Source organism: Pseudomonas hygromyciniae (assembly GCF_016925675.1).
Classification (GTDB): Bacteria; Pseudomonadota; Gammaproteobacteria; order Pseudomonadales; family Pseudomonadaceae; genus Aquipseudomonas; species Aquipseudomonas hygromyciniae.
The window spans coordinates 4,036,877-4,052,687 of the sequence record NZ_CP070506.1; the positions used below are offsets into that span (position 1 = coordinate 4,036,877).

Sequence of the window (15,811 nt, forward strand, 5' to 3'; positions counted from 1 at the left end):
TCCTCATGCCACTGGCTATTCATCGCCCGGTGGCTGCGCTTTCAGGGAATAAGAATGCCTCAACGCCAAGTCATCAATGCCTCCGTCAGCCCCAAGGGCAGCCTCGAAACGCTGTCGCAACGTGAAGTCCAGCAACTGAGCGAAGCCGGTTCGGGCAGCATCTATACGCTGTTCCGCCAATGCGCCCTGGCAATCCTCAACACCGGCGCCCATATCGACAATGCCAAGACCATCCTCGACGCCTACAAGGATTTTGAAGTCCGTATCCATCAACAGGATCGCGGCGTACGCCTGGAACTGCTGAACGCTCCCGCCGACGCATTCGTCGATGGTGAAATGATCGCCAGCACCCGGGAAATGTTGTTCAGCGCCCTGCGCGATATCGTCTACACCGAAAACGAACTCGACAGCCAACGCATCGACCTGAGCACCTCCCAGGGCATCACTGACTACGTGTTCCATCTGCTACGCAACGCACGCACGCTGCGGCCCGGGGTCGAGCCAAAGATCGTGGTGTGCTGGGGTGGGCACTCGATCAATACCGAAGAATACAAATACACCAAGAAAGTCGGACACGAATTGGGCCTGCGCAGCCTCGACGTGTGCACCGGTTGCGGCCCAGGCGTGATGAAAGGCCCGATGAAGGGCGCGACCATTTCCCACGCCAAGCAACGCATCACCGGCGGGCGCTATCTGGGCCTCACCGAGCCGGGCATCATCGCCGCCGAAGCACCGAACCCGATCGTCAACGAACTGGTGATCCTGCCGGATATCGAAAAACGCCTGGAAGCCTTCGTGCGCGTCGGGCACGGCATCATCATCTTCCCGGGCGGCGCTGGCACGGCCGAAGAGTTCTTGTACCTGCTAGGCATCCTGATGCACCCGGACAACCGTGAGGTGCCCTTCCCGGTCATCCTCACCGGGCCAAAACAAGCGGCGCCGTACCTGCAACAGTTGCATGCGTTTGTCGGCGCGACCCTCGGTGAAGCGGCCCAGGCCCACTACCAGATCATCATTGATGACCCCGCTGAAGTCGCCCGGCAGATGACCGCGGGCCTGAAGTCGGTCAAACAGTTCCGCCGCGAGCGCAACGACGCCTTCCACTTCAACTGGCTGCTGAAGATCGACGAAGGCTTCCAGCGCCCGTTCGACCCGACCCACGCCAACATGGCCAGCCTGCAACTGAGCCACGCCCTGCCCCCCCATGAATTGGCGGCCAACCTGCGCCGGGCGTTCTCGGGGATCGTGGCGGGTAACGTCAAGGACAAGGGCATCCGCCTGATCGAACAGAACGGGCCCTATGAGATCCACGGCGACCCGACAATCATGAAGCCGCTGGATGAGTTGTTGAAAGCGTTCGTGGAGCAGCACCGGATGAAGCTGCCCGGCGGCGCAGCGTATGTGCCGTGCTATCGCGTCGTGCAATAAGGCCAATTGCCAGGTCATAGGTTGTATTGCTTTAGGGCTGTCTGCGGGGTGCCGAGGGAATGAAAGCGGACTAGGGTTTTAACTATTCCGATCACTGACCCCACAGAAGAGCAACCTATGGACCAACGGATCTTGTCCTCCATTATTCCTTACCCTAAGGTAAGGAACATCCCGATGGAGACCTTCATTATGGCCACCGCCACACTCACCTCAAAAGGGCAAATCACCATCCCCGTTCAAGTCCGGACCGCATTGGGCCTGGACACCGGAGACCGGGTGGAATTTGTCGAAATAGAAGATGGCAAGTTTGCCATCGTCGCCGCCAACCACAGCATCCAGGAACTCAAGGGGCTGATCCGCAAACCCGCGAATGCCGTCAGCATTGAACACATGAACCAGGCAATCGCCGCGCAGGGAGCGAAGGCTGGATGATTGGCCTGGATACCAATGTGCTGGTGCGTTACGTCACCCAGGATGATCCCGTGCAATCGGCCAAGGCCTCGCACCTGATCGAATCCCTGACCGTTGCTGCGCCGGGTTTCGTCAGCCTGGTTTCGGTAGTGGAGTTGGTATGGGTATTACAGAGCTGCTACCCATGCACCAAGACGCAAGTGGTAGCGGTTCTGGAAACCCTGTTGCGTACCCGCGAACTGATCATCGAGCATGCCGAAATCATCTGGCAGGCCGTGCGCCGATTCACCACGACCAAGGCTGATTTCGCCGACTGCCTGATCGAGCGCTGTGCCCACGCCGCCGGGTGCGAATACACCGCCACCTTTGATCTAGACGCGGCGAAAGCCGCTGGTATGCGACGCCTGGGCTGAACCCTGGCGTTGCTGCAACGGGCCTGCTTTGGTAAAACCTGTGTTCCATTGCCTCTTGAGAGACTGCCCAACGTGCGTACGCTTCTGCTCGCTGTCCTGTTCCTGACACCCACCCTGGCCTTGGCGCAAACCATCGCCTGGCCCGACCTGCCGGAGACCTGTTTTGTCAGTGGGCGGTCCGCCACCAACGAGGATGTCGACAGTGGTTGCGCGGCGTTTCTGATCAATGTGAAGGGCAAGGCAGCCGGTACACCGATCAAAATGGACATTCCCCAATACGCCATGCACATCGAGGCAGGTACCCTTAAGGAGACCCCGGTGGTCATCATCCAGGCGGAACAGAATGGCAAGATCAAGGCTGTGGGGTACAAGGAGGTGGGTACCGAACAACTGGGGGCAGCGTTGCTCAAGGAACTGCGGTTGCTGGGAACGAAAAAACCGACCTAGTGGGGCAAAAAAGCGCTCCCGGCTTATGGCGTACACACCATGGTTTGTCGTTTCAAACGCACCAGAATCAGCCCCGCCACCACCACCACAATGCCCACATAGGTCGACGTATAAATCACATCGCCGAACATAAGTGCTGCCCAGACCAACGTCACGGGTGGCTCCAGATAAACCAGGACCGCCACATGGGTGGCCGTCATTACCCGTAGCAGCATCCAAAGGCTCAGATACGCGATAAACGTTGAAAAAACCGTCAACCAAACGATCGAGATCAAGACGCCCGCCCCCTGCGGAACACTCAACGTGTCGGTATAGAGCACAGCAGCGGTAAAGCCGATCAAGGTAACCAGCGACTGAATGAACAGCGACAGGCTCAGCGTACTGCCATGAGTTTGCGTCAGTGCTGCGCGGCGCTCATACAGCGTTGCCATCGTCAGCCCCAATGCCGAAACAAGCGGCAGTAGATACATGACCAGCCCGACCTCGGCACCGCTATTGCGGTATTGCCCAGCGATCACAATCGACACGCCACAAAAACCGATCATCAACCCCAACCACTGCCAGCCCCCGCTGCGCTCCACTGTACTGCCTGACGAAAGGGCCGCTGTCATCAGGGGCTGTAGGGCAGCGATGATCGCCGCAATGCCTGGAGGCAAACCGTTTTGAATGGCCACATAGACACAACTTAAATAGAGAAACTGCGACAAGAAACCGATCACCGCATGATGGCGGATTTGCGCCCAGGAAATCTTCAGCAGTGCGACGTTCAAAAACAGCGCCAGGCACACTGACACCAGCAAGAAACGCCAGAACAGCAAGTTGAACGCGCCTGCATCCTGGGCGCCCATCTTGGCCCCAATGAAACCGGAACTCCAAGACAGGACAAAGACAACCTGCAATAGCAGTAGCTTCAGCGCATCCAGGCTCGTGAGTTTGAGAAACCTCATAGGCGAACCGCCAGGTCGGCAAAAGTAATAGGCTCAATGCCGAGCCGCCGGTATTGCTCATCGGCAGGTAAGGCCAAGTCGCGCTTAAGTTGAAACCATGGCCTGATCGTCCTCAACACACCATCATCGGAGGCAAGGTGCCAGAACTTGTTCACATCCGCTGCGCTGTAAGGACAATGGAATGAAAGCACCAGCGACATGCGCCTACCGGACATGAGTGGGCGAACCCCATGAAACACACGACTGCCGTAGATATAAACAGCATCACCGCAGGCCTTGGCCACACTGGTGCAAAGACGTTCACCCAAGTCATTTACATCAAAGAGCTCGTTTGGCCCTTCAAAAAAGACAAACTCCCCACCCTCATACTCGCCAGGGGCCGATAGCAGGATATTCAGTACGAAACTCGTACCATCGGTATGCCACATCCCGACTTGGGCCTTGGCCTCGGGGGCTTGAGGCGGGTAAAAATAGTTAACCTGCGAACACGCCCGCAAAAACGGATGAGGCACCAAGGGAACGCCTGCAATCCGTGACACCGCTAACAAGAAGGCGCGACTGCCCATCATTTCCCGCAGCAGGGTCGAAGACTCGGTAGCCGCCCGAGTACGATTGGAAATAATCCAATCGCTGGTGGTAGAGCCTGCTTCCAGTTGATAACAGGCCCGGCGTAATTGCACGACGCCTTCTTCACTGAACAACCCCGAAACCTGTGCCACTGCTGTCAACTGTTCAGCCGAGGCAATATCCACCGACGAGCTGGCATAGCCAAGTTCGGCCAGGCTTCGGTGGTACCCAAGCAAAGGGGCCGTCTTGTTCAAGTAGCCATCATTCCAATGCTGCAAGGTATCCAGCAATGCACCAGGATGCTTGCAGCGCAACGATGATGGCGAAAGCGATGCCTGCAATGCCAACTTCAGCCGTCCGGCCCCCTGTGCAAAGACGGGTAGGTCACTGTCTCGCCTCATCGTTATAAACCTCCCTCGTGGTCCACGCAGTACTCAGCCAACTGATACATGACACTGCCATCACCACTGCAATACTCGCCAATGACCCGGCAACTGCCGTATTCCTGCCGCACACGGATGAATTGCTCACGGGTGTATTTCAGGCAGACATTCGTCAACAGATAGCCGTCATTGTGACCGTCATTGACAGGGAGCAACGTTGCGGCGACGCGGTAGCAATCGTCGTGGTGCTCAATCTCGGAAATGACCACTCGATGGTCATCCATTTTCTTCAAGCCCAGTTTCAAACCGATCAGGTCAGAAAACCGGCTCATGCAATCGTGCCCATAAAAACGATGGATATGAGCGTCCCCATCAGCGGTGGACAGCTGCATTTCTGATAAGACGTACGTTCGCGTACCGCCTACCCGGCGGATGATCTCGCCAATGGTGTCGGGCAACTCGTTGCCTTCTTGAAACCCCAGCATGGTGATCAGCGTTACATCCTGCCCCCGTTCGAGCTGATGCCTGTGCAGGTCACGAAAATCAGTGGCCAGGTAGGAAAACCCTTGGGGAGTTGGCAGCAGCGGTTCTATCACTCGACGCATGACCGCCTGCGAAGCGCTGTTGATATCCACTGCTGTGTAGTGTTGCGGTTCGCTGCCGCAGTCAAGCAAATAGCCCATCAGCGCAGACGTCTTCACCGGTTCCGGACCCAGCTCAACGTAATGCAAGCTCCCCGGTCCCAGAAGATCAACCAAATCAGAGGCAACCGAATACAGGATTTCGCCCAAGGAGCCTGACCCACAAGGCGCAGCACACAAGCCTGCACCGCTTATGCCCTCAGTGTTCAACGTCGTCATCAGTGCCAGTATTTCTTCACTGAGCTGCTGATTCAGGGCCGAGGTATACCCAGGCAATGTCGAATATTTCTCAGCGTTTTCAATCGTCCAAATGTGCCCGCCAAGCTCATGATTACTCTGCAAAGATGCGACAACCAGCGTGTTGATATCCATATGTACGCTCCGACTCTTTTTTTATTCGGTATGCAGGCGCGCTCCTGTTTGACCCAAAGACTAGGATGACGGCATGATTTTGTATATTTGAATAATCTGCATAACTAATTCCGAAAAGAGGGATCATGAACAAGCAACTGAACATTGACCTCTTGCGTACCTTTCATGCTGTTGCCCGCTTCAGGCGTTTCAACGAAGCCGCCAACCATGTGCATCGCAGCGCCTCGACCGTCACGACACAAATTCACAAGCTGGAGAACCTAGTAGGCCAAAGGCTCTTCAGCCGCAACAACCAGGGCGTAGAACTGACGATGTATGGCAAGAAATTGCTGAGTGAGACCACCGACTTCCTGAAAAGCCATGACCGTTTACTCGCCTCGCTAACCCCACAGCGCATGCAGGGCAAAATCCGCCTGGGTTTACCTGACTCCTATGCGCCGGCGTTTATGCGTGACTTTCTTCCACAACTGATTGCAGACAACCCGCTGCTCGAACTGGAAGTGGAGGCAAGGTCCAGCGGCGAACTGTCCACGATGTTCAGTCGTGAGCAAGTTGACCTGGCATTGATCGTCAGCGCGCAACCGCTGGAACAAGGCGAGCGGCTGGGTGCAATACAGCCGGTGTGGGTCGTGGCCGAGCACTTCCAGAGACCTGAACAGGCACCGCTTCCCATCGCCGTCCAGTTGAGCGGGTGCCCATACCGGGAGTCGGCTCTGCGTGTGCTGAAAGAGCACGGGGTGTATTACCGAATCCTGCTTGAGAGCGCCAGTTCAACAGCCGTAGAAGCCGCCATCATGTGTGGGTTGGCGGTTGGGCTGATCGAGCAGGAACGCATGGTCCCAGGGCTGACCCAGGTCATTCCTGGCGTTCAGTTACCGGGGTTGTCGCCGCATCAGGTTTATCTACTGTCTGATAGCGGCAATCACCTGGCGCTTCATCTGCATGAACAGGTCAAAAAAGGTTTCCGTATTTGACCGGTGTAAATACATCGAAACGCCACAACCAAAAAACCCGCTGACCGTTACCGGTTCAGCGGGTTTTCAAGTGTCGATGCAGCCCTGGATCAGGACTGTCTCAACCGCTTACAGCGCGATATCAGCCGCCGGCTTGCTAGGCTCGGCCGCAGGCTTGGCAGCCTCGGTCGCTTGAGGCGCTGCCATTTCAGGAATGGCTGGCGGAGGCGTCAGTTGCAGAACCTTGGCGGTGTAGGCCCATTCTTGCGCAACACGCTCAGGGCTGCCGTTCAGCTTGGTGCCATAGCTAGGCACGATCTGCTTCAGCTTTTCCTGCCAGGCCGGAGTAGCGACCTTGTCCTTGAACACTTTTTCCAGCACGGTCAGCATGATCGGCGCTGCGGTGGACGCACCTGGCGATGCACCCAACAGACCCGCGATGGTGTTGTCGGCAGAGCTGACCACTTCGGTACCGAGTTTCAGGACGCCGCCCTGCTCTTCGTCACGCTTGATGATCTGCACGCGCTGACCGGCTTGCCACAGGCGCCAGTCTTCTTTCTTGGCGTTCGGGAAGTACTCTTGCAGCGCCTTGAAGCGGTCGTCATCCGACTGCATCAGTTGGCCGGCAAGGTACTCGACCAGTGGGTATTCACGAATACCGACTTTGGTCATTGGCCAGATGTTGTGGGTCGTGGTGCTGGTCAGCAGGTCCAGGTACGAGCCTTCTTTCAGGAACTTGGTGGAGAAGGTCGCGAATGGGCCAAACAGGATCACGCGCTTGCCATCCAGCACACGGGTGTCCAGGTGCGGCACCGACATCGGTGGCGCGCCGACCGAAGCTTTACCGTAGGCCTTGGCCAGGTGCTGCTCGGCAATCGTTGGGTTCTCGGTCACCAGGAACGAACCACCAACCGGGAAGCCAGCGTATTCCTTGGCTTCAGGAATGCCCGACTTTTGCAGCAGGTGCAGGGCACCGCCGCCCGCGCCGATAAACACGAACTTGGCGTCGGTCTCGGTCTTGGTGCCATCTTTCAGGTTTTTGTAGCTGACGCGCCACGAACCGTCGGCGTTCTTGGTGATGTCCTGCACTTCGCTCGACAGTTTCAGATCAAACTTCGGCGTGGTTTGCAGGTGAGCGACGAACTGGCGGGTGATCTCGCCAAAGTTCACATCGGTACCGATCGGAGACCAGGTAGCCGCGATTTTCTGGTTCGGGTCACGCCCTTCCATCATCAGCGGAACCCACTTCTTGATCTGTACCGGATCTTCGGAGTATTCCATGCCAGCAAACAGCGGGCTCGCCTGCAGCGCTTCGTAACGCTTCTTCAGGAACTTGATGTTGTCATCGCCCCACACAAAGCTCATGTGCGGAGTGGAATTGATGAACGAGCGCGGGTTCTTCAGCACGCCTTGCTGAACCTGCCACGACCAGAACTGGCGGGAAATCTGGAACGCTTCGTTGATCTCGACCGCTTTCGGGATCTCAACGGTGCCGTCCTTGTTTTCCGGGGTGTAGTTCAGCTCAGCCAACGCGGAGTGACCGGTACCGGCGTTGTTCCAACCGTTGGAGCTTTCTTCGGCGACGCCGTCCAGGCGCTCGACCATCTCCATCGACCATTGCGGCTCCAGCTCATTGAGCCAGACACCCAGGGTCGCGCTCATGATGCCGCCGCCGATCAGCAGCACATCAACTTTCTTTGCCTCTTCCGCCTGGACGGAAGTAATCCCCATCGACAAAGCCAACCCCAGCAGGGCGGTGTTCACTTTTTTAAACATCGTAGCACCTATGATAAAACGCCTTCCGCCCTACCGCCCTCGACCTTCCGGCAACCGTGGTGCGCAAAACATCAGGCAATGTTTTGCTGGTTCCCGTACTCGCAAGAACTGCAGGGTGGGCACACAAGGCCGACGTATCGACCTCACTTTTATGTCCCTTCTGCGCTGACTTCTTATCATTATTGGCTTCAGCTACCTCGGCGACAGCCAATCGCTGGGACGTATGCGGATGTACGCACCAGAGAAAGACTAGACCAAGACGGCGCGCAGAATATCACGGCAAAAGGCGTTTATGCGCCGTTTGGCCAATTGACAGCTCTAAATCGAGGGTTTTAACGCGCCAGTGTCAAGCGCGGGAGACGCGACGTGGAGTCACAGGGCCGCCATCCACATGGAACTCTGTGAAAAAAGCCTGTTCTAGACACTTTCGCCGCTGCTTACGTAGGATCGGCGGCGTTCCTTCGTGCAATCCACTCAAACAGAGCGATCCATGTCTATCCACCAAACACCCGGGCACGTACTGCCCGCGCGCAGCGCCGCCAAAATGGAAGCTGCCATGGCCGTGGGCGCTTTCGCGATCGGCACCGGCGAATTCGCCATCATGGGCCTGATGCCCGACATCGCCGGCAATCTGGGTTTAAGCGAACCTCAGGTTGGCCACGCCATTAGCGCTTACGCCCTGGGCGTAATGGTCGGAGCTCCGCTACTGGCCATCCTCGGCGCCAAGCTGCTGCGCAAACATATGTTGCTGTTGCTGATGGGGCTGTATGCCCTGGGCAACCTGGCCACCGCGTTCACCCCGACCTTTGGCTCGCTGGTGGCATTCCGCTTTATCAGCGGCCTGCCCCACGGCGCCTACTTCGGCATTGCCGCCGTGGTGGCATCGAGTATGGTGCCCAACGACAAACGCGCCGGTGCCGTCGCCCGCGTGATGATGGGCCTGACCCTGGCGATGCTGCTCGGCAACCCCATCGCCACCTTCCTCGGCCAGCATCTGGGCTGGCGTTCAGCGTTTGCCCTGGTCAGCGTGATCGCCCTCTTCACCATCGCCCTGGTCTGGCAGTTCGTCCCCCACCGCCATGATGAACAACGTAGCGACCCGCGCAAGGAACTGCGCGCCTTCACCAAGCCGCAGGTGTGGATGGCGCTGTCCATTGGCGCTATTGGCTTTGCGGGAATGTTCTGCGTATTCAGCTACCTCGCCCCGACCATGCTGGAAGTGACCAAGGTGTCGCCGCAGTGGATCCCATTCGGCCTCGCCGCGTTTGGCGTGGGCGGCATTATCGGCAACATCGCGGGCGGCAAACTGTTTGATCGCATGCAGTTTCGCGCAGTCGGCTTGATTCTGGTGTGGTCGATGGCGGTGCTGCTGTTTTTCCCCTTCGCGGCGTCCTCGCTATGGGGCGTGCTGCTGAGCATGGGTCTGGTCGGCACCATGGTGGCCTTGGCCGCACCGTTGCAGATCCGCCTGATGGACATCGCCCATGAAGCACCGAGCTTGGCCGCGGCTTCCAACCATGCCGCGTTCAACCTGGCGAATGCCCTGGGACCGTGGTTTGGCGGAATGGCAATTACCGCAGGGTATGGCTGGACCAGCACCGGCTACATAGGCGCAGCGACAGCACTGGTCGGTTTAGGCCTCTACCTGATCGCCCGCCGCATGAAGGGCGGGCACTAACGCCCACGCTACTGAACCCACCGGCGCGCCAATATGGGAACGCCGGTCCTCACAAAGCTCTGCAGCTGATGGCTGCGCCTATCACGCAGGGTTTTCTCCCACACTTCCAGGGACTCTCGACCACCGAAATCCGTACAACCGCATTAATACTCCAGACCTGCGTGCGCCATGAAAGCACTCGCCTCTCCCGACACCCAAGATCCATCCCTGATAAACTGCGCGCCACTCGCCTTGTTGACTCAGACTCCCAATGTCCTTACAAACTGCTGCACTCTCACGCCGTTTCTCTGTCGCGCCGATGATGGACTGGACCGACCACCACTGCCGCTACTTCCTGCGCCTGCTCTCCAAGCACGCCCTGCTCTACACCGAAATGGTCACCACTGGCGCCATCCTCCATGGTGACCGCGAGCGTTTCCTGCGTCACAACGAAGCCGAGCACCCGTTGGCGTTGCAGTTGGGCGGCAGTGTTCCAGCGGATTTGGCCGCTTGTGCCCGTATGGCCCAGGACGCGGGTTATGACGAAGTGAATCTGAACGTCGGCTGTCCCAGCGACCGGGTGCAGAACAATATGATCGGCGCATGCCTGATGGGGCACCCCGCTCTTGTGGCGGACTGTGTGAAGGCAATGCGCGATGCGGTGTCGATTCCGGTGACGGTCAAGCATCGTATCGGGATCAACGGGAGGGACAGTTATGCCCAACTGTGTGATTTCGTCGGGCAAGTGAAGGACGCCGGTTGCACCAGTTTTACCGTGCATGCGCGGATTGCGATTCTGGAGGGGCTGTCACCCAAGGAGAATCGGGACATTCCGCCGCTGCGTTATGACGTGGCCGCGCAGTTGAAGCGCGATTTTGCCGAGCTGGAGATTGTTCTCAACGGCGGGATCAAGACGCTGGAGCAATGCGCAGAACACCTGCAGGTGTTTGATGGGGTGATGCTGGGTCGTGAGGCTTATCACAATCCGTATTTGCTGGCAGAAGTGGATCAGCGGTTGTTTGGCAGTACGACGCCGGTGATCAGTCGAGCCGAGGTGTTGGCGCAGTTGCGGCCATATATCGCCGAGCACCTGGCTGCGGGTGGGGCGATGCATCACATTACGCGGCATGTGTTGGGGCTGGGCACCGGGTTTCCTGGGGCGCGCAGGTTTCGGCAGTTGTTGTCGGTAGATATTCACAAGGCTGCGGATCCGTTGGCTTTGTTGGATCAGGCTGGGGCGTTGCTGGAGGGTCGCTGATGGACGGTGCCAGTCGATTTATTCGGTGACGGGTCCATCGCTATCGCGGGCAAGCCCGCTCCCACCTTTGATCTCAGCGTTTATTGCATCGGGTTGAACCTGATAGCGATTCTGCCCTCCTATTTACCAGCAAAGCCGGTCATTCAAACGGCTGTTTTCAGGTTGTTGCCCTCGCAAACGATCGAACGCATTTGCGCCCTTGAGCGGCTAGCAGCCCTCGGGTAATGTCATCAGACCCATAGGACAGAGCACGCCCATGACTTCCAAGCTGGAACAACTCAAGCAATTCACCACTGTAGTTGCCGACACTGGCGATTTTGAAGCTATCGCTCGCGTCAAGCCGCAGGATGCCACCACCAACCCTTCCCTGTTGCTCAAGGCTGCATCAATTCCAGCCTACGCCAAGCTGCTGGATGCCTGCGTGCAGGATTGCAACGGTGATGTGGGCCTGGCCAGTGACCGTTTTGCGGTGGCTGTCGGTCAAGAGATCCTGAAAGTGGTGCCAGGGCGCATTTCCACCGAGGTGGATGCCCGCCTGTCGTTCGACACTGACGCAGTACTCAAGCGTGCGCATCGCCTGATCGACCTGTACGAAAAGGCCGGTATTGGCCGCGACCGCGTGCTGATCAAGATTGCATCCACCTGGGAAGGCATTCGCGCCGCCGAGCAGTTGGAAAAGGAAGGCATCCAGACCAACCTGACCCTGCTGTTCTCCTTCGCCCAGGCCGTGGCCTGCGCTGAAGCCGGGGTGTTCCTGATTTCGCCGTTTGTCGGTCGTATCTACGACTGGTACAAAAAGGCCAATGGCAACGACTACACCGGCACCGATGATCCAGGCGTGCAGTCGGTAACGCGCATCTACAACTACTACAAGGCCAATGGCTACAAGACGGTGGTGATGGGCGCGAGCTTCCGCAACCTGAGCCAGATCGAAGAGTTGGCCGGCTGCGACCGCCTGACCATCAGCCCGGACTTGCTGGAGAAACTGGCGGCCAACAATGGCAAGCTGGAACGCAAGCTGGCGCCAGGCCATGCCGGTGAACCTCGTGTGCATATGACAGAAGCGCAGTTCCGTTGGGAGTCCAACGAGGATGCGATGGCCACTGAGAAGCTGGCTGAGGGCATTCGTCAGTTTGCTCGTGACCAGGAGAAGCTGGAGGCGTTGTTGAGCGCCAAGCTGTAAAAAGCGGGCGCGGTAAAAAGGGCGGTATCCGTTAGGATGCCGCCCTTTTTTGTACCCGTGTCCCGTCCTGAATAAGGTTTACACCTTCTGACCTATCTTCAGGAGGAACCAATGGATTCGGGCAAAAGGCGGAGCCAGCGTGACTACACGCTAGCCTTTAAATTATCGGTCGTAGACCAGGTCGAAAAGGGCGAGTTGAGTTATAAAGAGGCTCAACGGCGCTACGGCATTCAGGGCCGGTCCACGGTACTGGTCTGGCTACGCAAGCATGGCCGGCAGGACTGGAGCCAAGGCGCCTCAATTCGAGAGCCGAGGAGCAGGTCCATGACCGAGCAAACCCTCCCGCTGACACCCGAGCAGCGGATCAAAGAGCTCGAAGAACAGCTGGCGCTAAGCAATCAGAAGGCGCAATTCTTCGAAGCCGTCGTGAATGTTCTGAAGAATGACTACGGTGTTTGCGTCGTAAAAAAGCGACTCGGCAAGTCCTCTCGCAAGGGCAAATCCAAGACCTGAGCATCACCAGGGCTTGCCTGTTCATGGGCATTTCGCGCCAAGCGTATTACCAACGTAATCGAGCTTTTGACGCAAGGACTCGTCAAGATCAAGAGGTCATGGACTTTGTTCTTGAAAAGCGCCGCCGCCAGCCCAGGATAGGCACGCGCAAGCTGCATTACCTGATGAGCGTCGAAGTTGGCGCGCCAGTGCGGGTCGGTAGAGACCGCCTGTTTAGCATCTTGCGCAACGCTCGAGAACTGGTGGTGCGCAAACGGGCTTACCACAAAACGACGGACAGCCATCACCGCTTTCGCCGCCATCCGAATTTGCTCAAAGAGGGTCCAGGACAAATCGTTGCCAGCAGGCCCGAGCATGTCTGGGTCGCAGATATAACCTACCTTCCGACACAGGAAAGCGTCGCCTACGTGAGCCTCGTGACAGACGCTTACTCGCGCAAGATCGTAGGCCATCATGTGCATGAGAGCTTGCATACCGAGTCGGTGATCAAAGCGATGGAAAAAGCAATTAGCAAACGTCGAAGCAAGCTGCCACTGATCCATCACTCAGACCGTGGAGCCCAATACTGCTCCGAGCTTTACCAGCGCTTGCACGCTAGCCATAACGTTAGATGCTCAATGACCGACGGATATGACTGCTACCAGAATGCTCTGGCAGAAAGGATAAACGGGATCTTGAAGACCGAGCTTTTGCTGTGCCGCCCTAAAAACCTGGCGGAAGCAGTGAAAATGGTGGATGAATCGGTGCTGATCTACAACGGGGAACGGCCACACCTGTCCCTGAAATACAAAACGCCCGATGCGGTGCATCGGGCGTTTTGAGACTGAAACAGGTGTAAACCTATTTCAGGACTAGACACCGTTCAGTCTGTGTTGGTTGGGCTGTCGCTATCGCAGGCAAGCCAGCTCCCACATTTTGACCGTGCTCCAACCGTGAGGTCAGTGCCGCTCGAGGGCGTTGACCAGGTCGTGGAAGGCTTCGCGGTTGGATTCGTTCAGGCCCATCAAGATCTTGTGCGCCTCCAGCACCTTGAGCCGCACCACTTCCTCGGATTGATCCTGGGACGGCAAGTCGGTCAGGCACTCGGGGCACGGGATCGGGCGGTCAACGATGTTGAACACCTGGTCGAAGCCCATCGACTGCAACAGCCGGGTGATGTCTTCGTGGGTGGTGACGACGGTCGGCAGCAGCCCAACCTTCTGCCGAGACAGAATGGACAACTTGGCCAACAGCCCAAGGGTGGTGCTATCGATGCTGCGGGTTTCGGTCAGATCGATCACGATCGCCGAGAAGTTCAAGGCAGTGAAAATCCGCTCAATCGTTGCATCCAGCGCCGAACACAAGGTCAGGCGCACTTCACCGACAAACTTCAGGACGAAGGTCCCGTCTTGCTCGGCGAATTGGATTCTTCCGGTACTCATCAAAGATTCCTGCTCAACACCAATAGGGCGATATCATCCGGCATCTCCCCTAGCGTGGCCAATCCAAAAACCTGCCGCAGGCCATCCAGGCTGCCGCCCGCCGACCTTACCCGTTCAGGCAAGGCGGCTTCTTTCTCTTTGAGTGTAGGCTCTGGAAGAAGGTCCAGGATGCCATCAGACATCAGCGTCAGGCTGAAGGCCGGTGGCAACTCCAGGATATGGTCTTCATAGGTGGCTTCATTGAACAAGCCAACCGGCAGACCACGCCCTTCCAGATAACGCACACTGTCTGGAGTGTATAAAACCGGCAATGGCAGGTGACCGCCAATGCTATAGGTCAAAAGACCGGTTTCTTCGTCAATCACGCCGCCGACCATCGTCACGTGCTTGCCCAGCTTGCAGCTGATCAAGCCCCGGTTGATGTGGCCCAGCACTTGCGAGGGAGTGAACTCCGGCAAGGTGCCGTTGCGCTTGGATTCGAACAACAGCCGTGTGGTCATGAACTTCAACAACACGGTCACGAATGCAGAGGATGCGCCGTGTCCAGAGACATCGGCCAGGTAGAACGCGACGCGGCGCTCATCCACGCGGAAATAGTCGACAAAATCACCCGACAGGTACAACGACGGGATGATCTGGTGGGCGAACTGGAACTCGTCGATGCTCCAGGGACTGACCGGCAGCATGTTCATCTGCACCTGGCGACCGGCGTTCTGGTCTTCCTGAAGCAGGTTGAGACTGGCTTCGAGTTCACGGTTGGCGGTTTCGAGCTTCTCGCGGTAGCGCTGGTTTTCCAACAGCAGGCGGGCACGATCCAACGCGCGGCGCACCGAATGCTCCAATACGGCCAGGTCTTCCAGGGGTTTGATCAGGTAATCGGCGGCGCCCAGGCGCAAGGCCTCCACGGCGTCGTTCATCACCCCGGCACCGGATACGACAATCACCGGCGTCTGCGGGGCAAGCTCGGTCACCTGGCGGATCAGCTCAAGGCCGCCCATCTGGGGCATGCGCAAGTCGCAGATCACCAGGTCGGGCTGGTCGCGCTCAAATACCTGGAGACCCTGAAGACCATTGCCGGCCTGCAGGACGCTGAAGCCACTGTCTTCCAAATAGGCCGCGAGACTCGCGCGCACTACTTCGTCGTCATCGATTATCAGCAGCGTGGCACTGGTTTTTTGCATGTGGGCAAACGGCGCCAGAATTAGGTTGGCGTAGGCAGTCAGGCAATGGCCCGGCTCGCACTACTGGATTCGCTTTCTAGCCTCTCTGTCCTACAAAACATGAGCTGTTGGCCCACGCACAAAGGTAAAGCAGAGGTGCCCTTCTAAGGCGCAGACGGTACTCCCATCCGCCAGGGGTTTCAAGCTCATGCCGATGGTCGCTAGACGTCTTTACACCGCAAATCACCGGGAGTTATAAGAACAGGCAAAACCACAACGCA

Annotated in this window: 15 protein-coding genes; 9 read left to right on the plus strand and 6 right to left on the minus strand. The window is 57.6% G+C overall.

From position 1 onward, the window contains the following. The first annotated feature begins 54 nt into the window (after window positions 1–54). The 4 genes from ppnN (at window position 55) to JTY93_RS17945 (ending at window position 2,699) form a co-directional block, all read left to right on the plus strand. Complete coding sequence (gene ppnN, locus JTY93_RS17930) at window positions 55–1,428, plus strand: nucleotide 5'-monophosphate nucleosidase PpnN (protein ID WP_169992438.1); 1,374 nt, start codon at window positions 55–57, stop codon at window positions 1,426–1,428. A gap of 174 nt (window positions 1,429–1,602) precedes the next feature. Beyond that, on the plus strand, window positions 1,603–1,860 hold the full coding sequence (locus tag JTY93_RS17935) for an AbrB/MazE/SpoVT family DNA-binding domain-containing protein (RefSeq protein WP_205478681.1): 258 nt from the start codon (window positions 1,603–1,605) through the stop codon (window positions 1,858–1,860). Next, window positions 1,857–2,252, plus strand: a complete 396-nt coding sequence (locus tag JTY93_RS17940) for a type II toxin-antitoxin system VapC family toxin (protein WP_205478682.1) — start codon at window positions 1,857–1,859, stop codon at window positions 2,250–2,252. The genes JTY93_RS17935 and JTY93_RS17940 overlap by 4 nt, the downstream gene beginning before the upstream one ends. Window positions 2,253–2,324: 72 nt before the next feature. Then, window positions 2,325–2,699 carry a hypothetical protein gene (locus tag JTY93_RS17945; protein WP_205478683.1) on the plus strand — a complete coding sequence of 125 codons (375 nt, stop codon included), beginning with the start codon at window positions 2,325–2,327 and terminating at the stop codon, window positions 2,697–2,699. A gap of 23 nt (window positions 2,700–2,722) precedes the next feature. On the opposite strand, the gene JTY93_RS17950 is transcribed toward JTY93_RS17945, so the two are convergent. Genes JTY93_RS17950 through JTY93_RS17960 form a run of 3 tightly spaced genes read right to left on the minus strand, consistent with a single transcriptional unit; the run spans window position 2,723 to window position 5,609 of the window. After that, window positions 2,723–3,646 carry a DMT family transporter gene (locus JTY93_RS17950; RefSeq protein WP_205478684.1) on the minus strand — a complete coding sequence of 308 codons (924 nt, stop codon included), beginning with the start codon at window positions 3,644–3,646 and terminating at the stop codon, window positions 2,723–2,725. Then, window positions 3,643–4,560: a 2OG-Fe(II) oxygenase family protein gene (locus JTY93_RS17955; protein ID WP_240357225.1), complete on the minus strand. Its 918-nt coding sequence runs from the start codon at window positions 4,558–4,560 to the stop codon at window positions 3,643–3,645. Before JTY93_RS17955 ends, JTY93_RS17950 begins: the two co-directional genes overlap by 4 nt. 56 nt (window positions 4,561–4,616) lie before the next feature. Beyond that, window positions 4,617–5,609: a hypothetical protein gene (locus JTY93_RS17960; RefSeq protein ID WP_205478687.1), complete on the minus strand. Its 993-nt coding sequence runs from the start codon at window positions 5,607–5,609 to the stop codon at window positions 4,617–4,619. A 125-nt stretch (window positions 5,610–5,734) separates the two neighbouring features. Here JTY93_RS17960 and JTY93_RS17965 point away from each other — a divergent pair, with 125 nt between their 5' ends. After that, on the plus strand, window positions 5,735–6,583 hold the full coding sequence (locus tag JTY93_RS17965) for a LysR family transcriptional regulator (protein WP_205478691.1): 849 nt from the start codon (window positions 5,735–5,737) through the stop codon (window positions 6,581–6,583). A gap of 108 nt (window positions 6,584–6,691) precedes the next feature. Here the strand turns inward: JTY93_RS17965 and mqo are convergent, their stop codons facing one another. Continuing rightward, window positions 6,692–8,338, minus strand: a complete 1,647-nt coding sequence (gene mqo / locus JTY93_RS17970) for a malate dehydrogenase (quinone) (protein ID WP_169992455.1) — start codon at window positions 8,336–8,338, stop codon at window positions 6,692–6,694. 490 nt (window positions 8,339–8,828) lie between these two features. Here mqo and JTY93_RS17975 point away from each other — a divergent pair, with 490 nt between their 5' ends. The 4 genes from JTY93_RS17975 (at window position 8,829) to JTY93_RS17990 (ending at window position 13,770) form a co-directional block, all read left to right on the plus strand. Continuing rightward, entirely contained in the window at window positions 8,829–10,016 is a 1,188-nt protein-coding gene (locus JTY93_RS17975) for an MFS transporter (protein ID WP_092231583.1), read from the plus strand. Between the two features lie 250 nt (window positions 10,017–10,266). Next, window positions 10,267–11,253, plus strand: coding sequence for a tRNA dihydrouridine(20/20a) synthase DusA (dusA, locus tag JTY93_RS17980; RefSeq protein ID WP_205478692.1), 987 nt, complete (start codon window positions 10,267–10,269; stop codon window positions 11,251–11,253). A gap of 256 nt (window positions 11,254–11,509) precedes the next feature. Further along, window positions 11,510–12,436 (plus strand): transaldolase, encoded by a 927-nt coding sequence (tal, locus tag JTY93_RS17985; RefSeq protein WP_205478694.1) that lies wholly within the window; start codon window positions 11,510–11,512, stop codon window positions 12,434–12,436. 111 nt (window positions 12,437–12,547) lie between these two features. After that, window positions 12,548–13,770 (plus strand): IS3 family transposase gene (locus JTY93_RS17990; RefSeq protein ID WP_205480962.1). Its coding sequence is split into 2 segments (ribosomal slippage): window positions 12,548–12,899 and window positions 12,899–13,770, totalling 1,224 coding nucleotides; the frame shifts between segments, so codons are not numbered across the junction. Between the two features lie 117 nt (window positions 13,771–13,887). On the opposite strand, the gene rssC is transcribed toward JTY93_RS17990, so the two are convergent. Together rssC and rssB are read right to left on the minus strand one after the other, a co-directional pair. Continuing rightward, window positions 13,888–14,370, minus strand: coding sequence for an anti-sigma factor antagonist RssC (rssC, locus tag JTY93_RS17995; RefSeq protein ID WP_029293846.1), 483 nt, complete (start codon window positions 14,368–14,370; stop codon window positions 13,888–13,890). Then, window positions 14,370–15,551, minus strand: coding sequence for a two-component system response regulator RssB (gene rssB, locus JTY93_RS18000; RefSeq protein ID WP_169992469.1), 1,182 nt, complete (start codon window positions 15,549–15,551; stop codon window positions 14,370–14,372). The genes rssC and rssB overlap by 1 nt, the downstream gene beginning before the upstream one ends. Window positions 15,552–15,811: the final 260 nt, after the last annotated feature.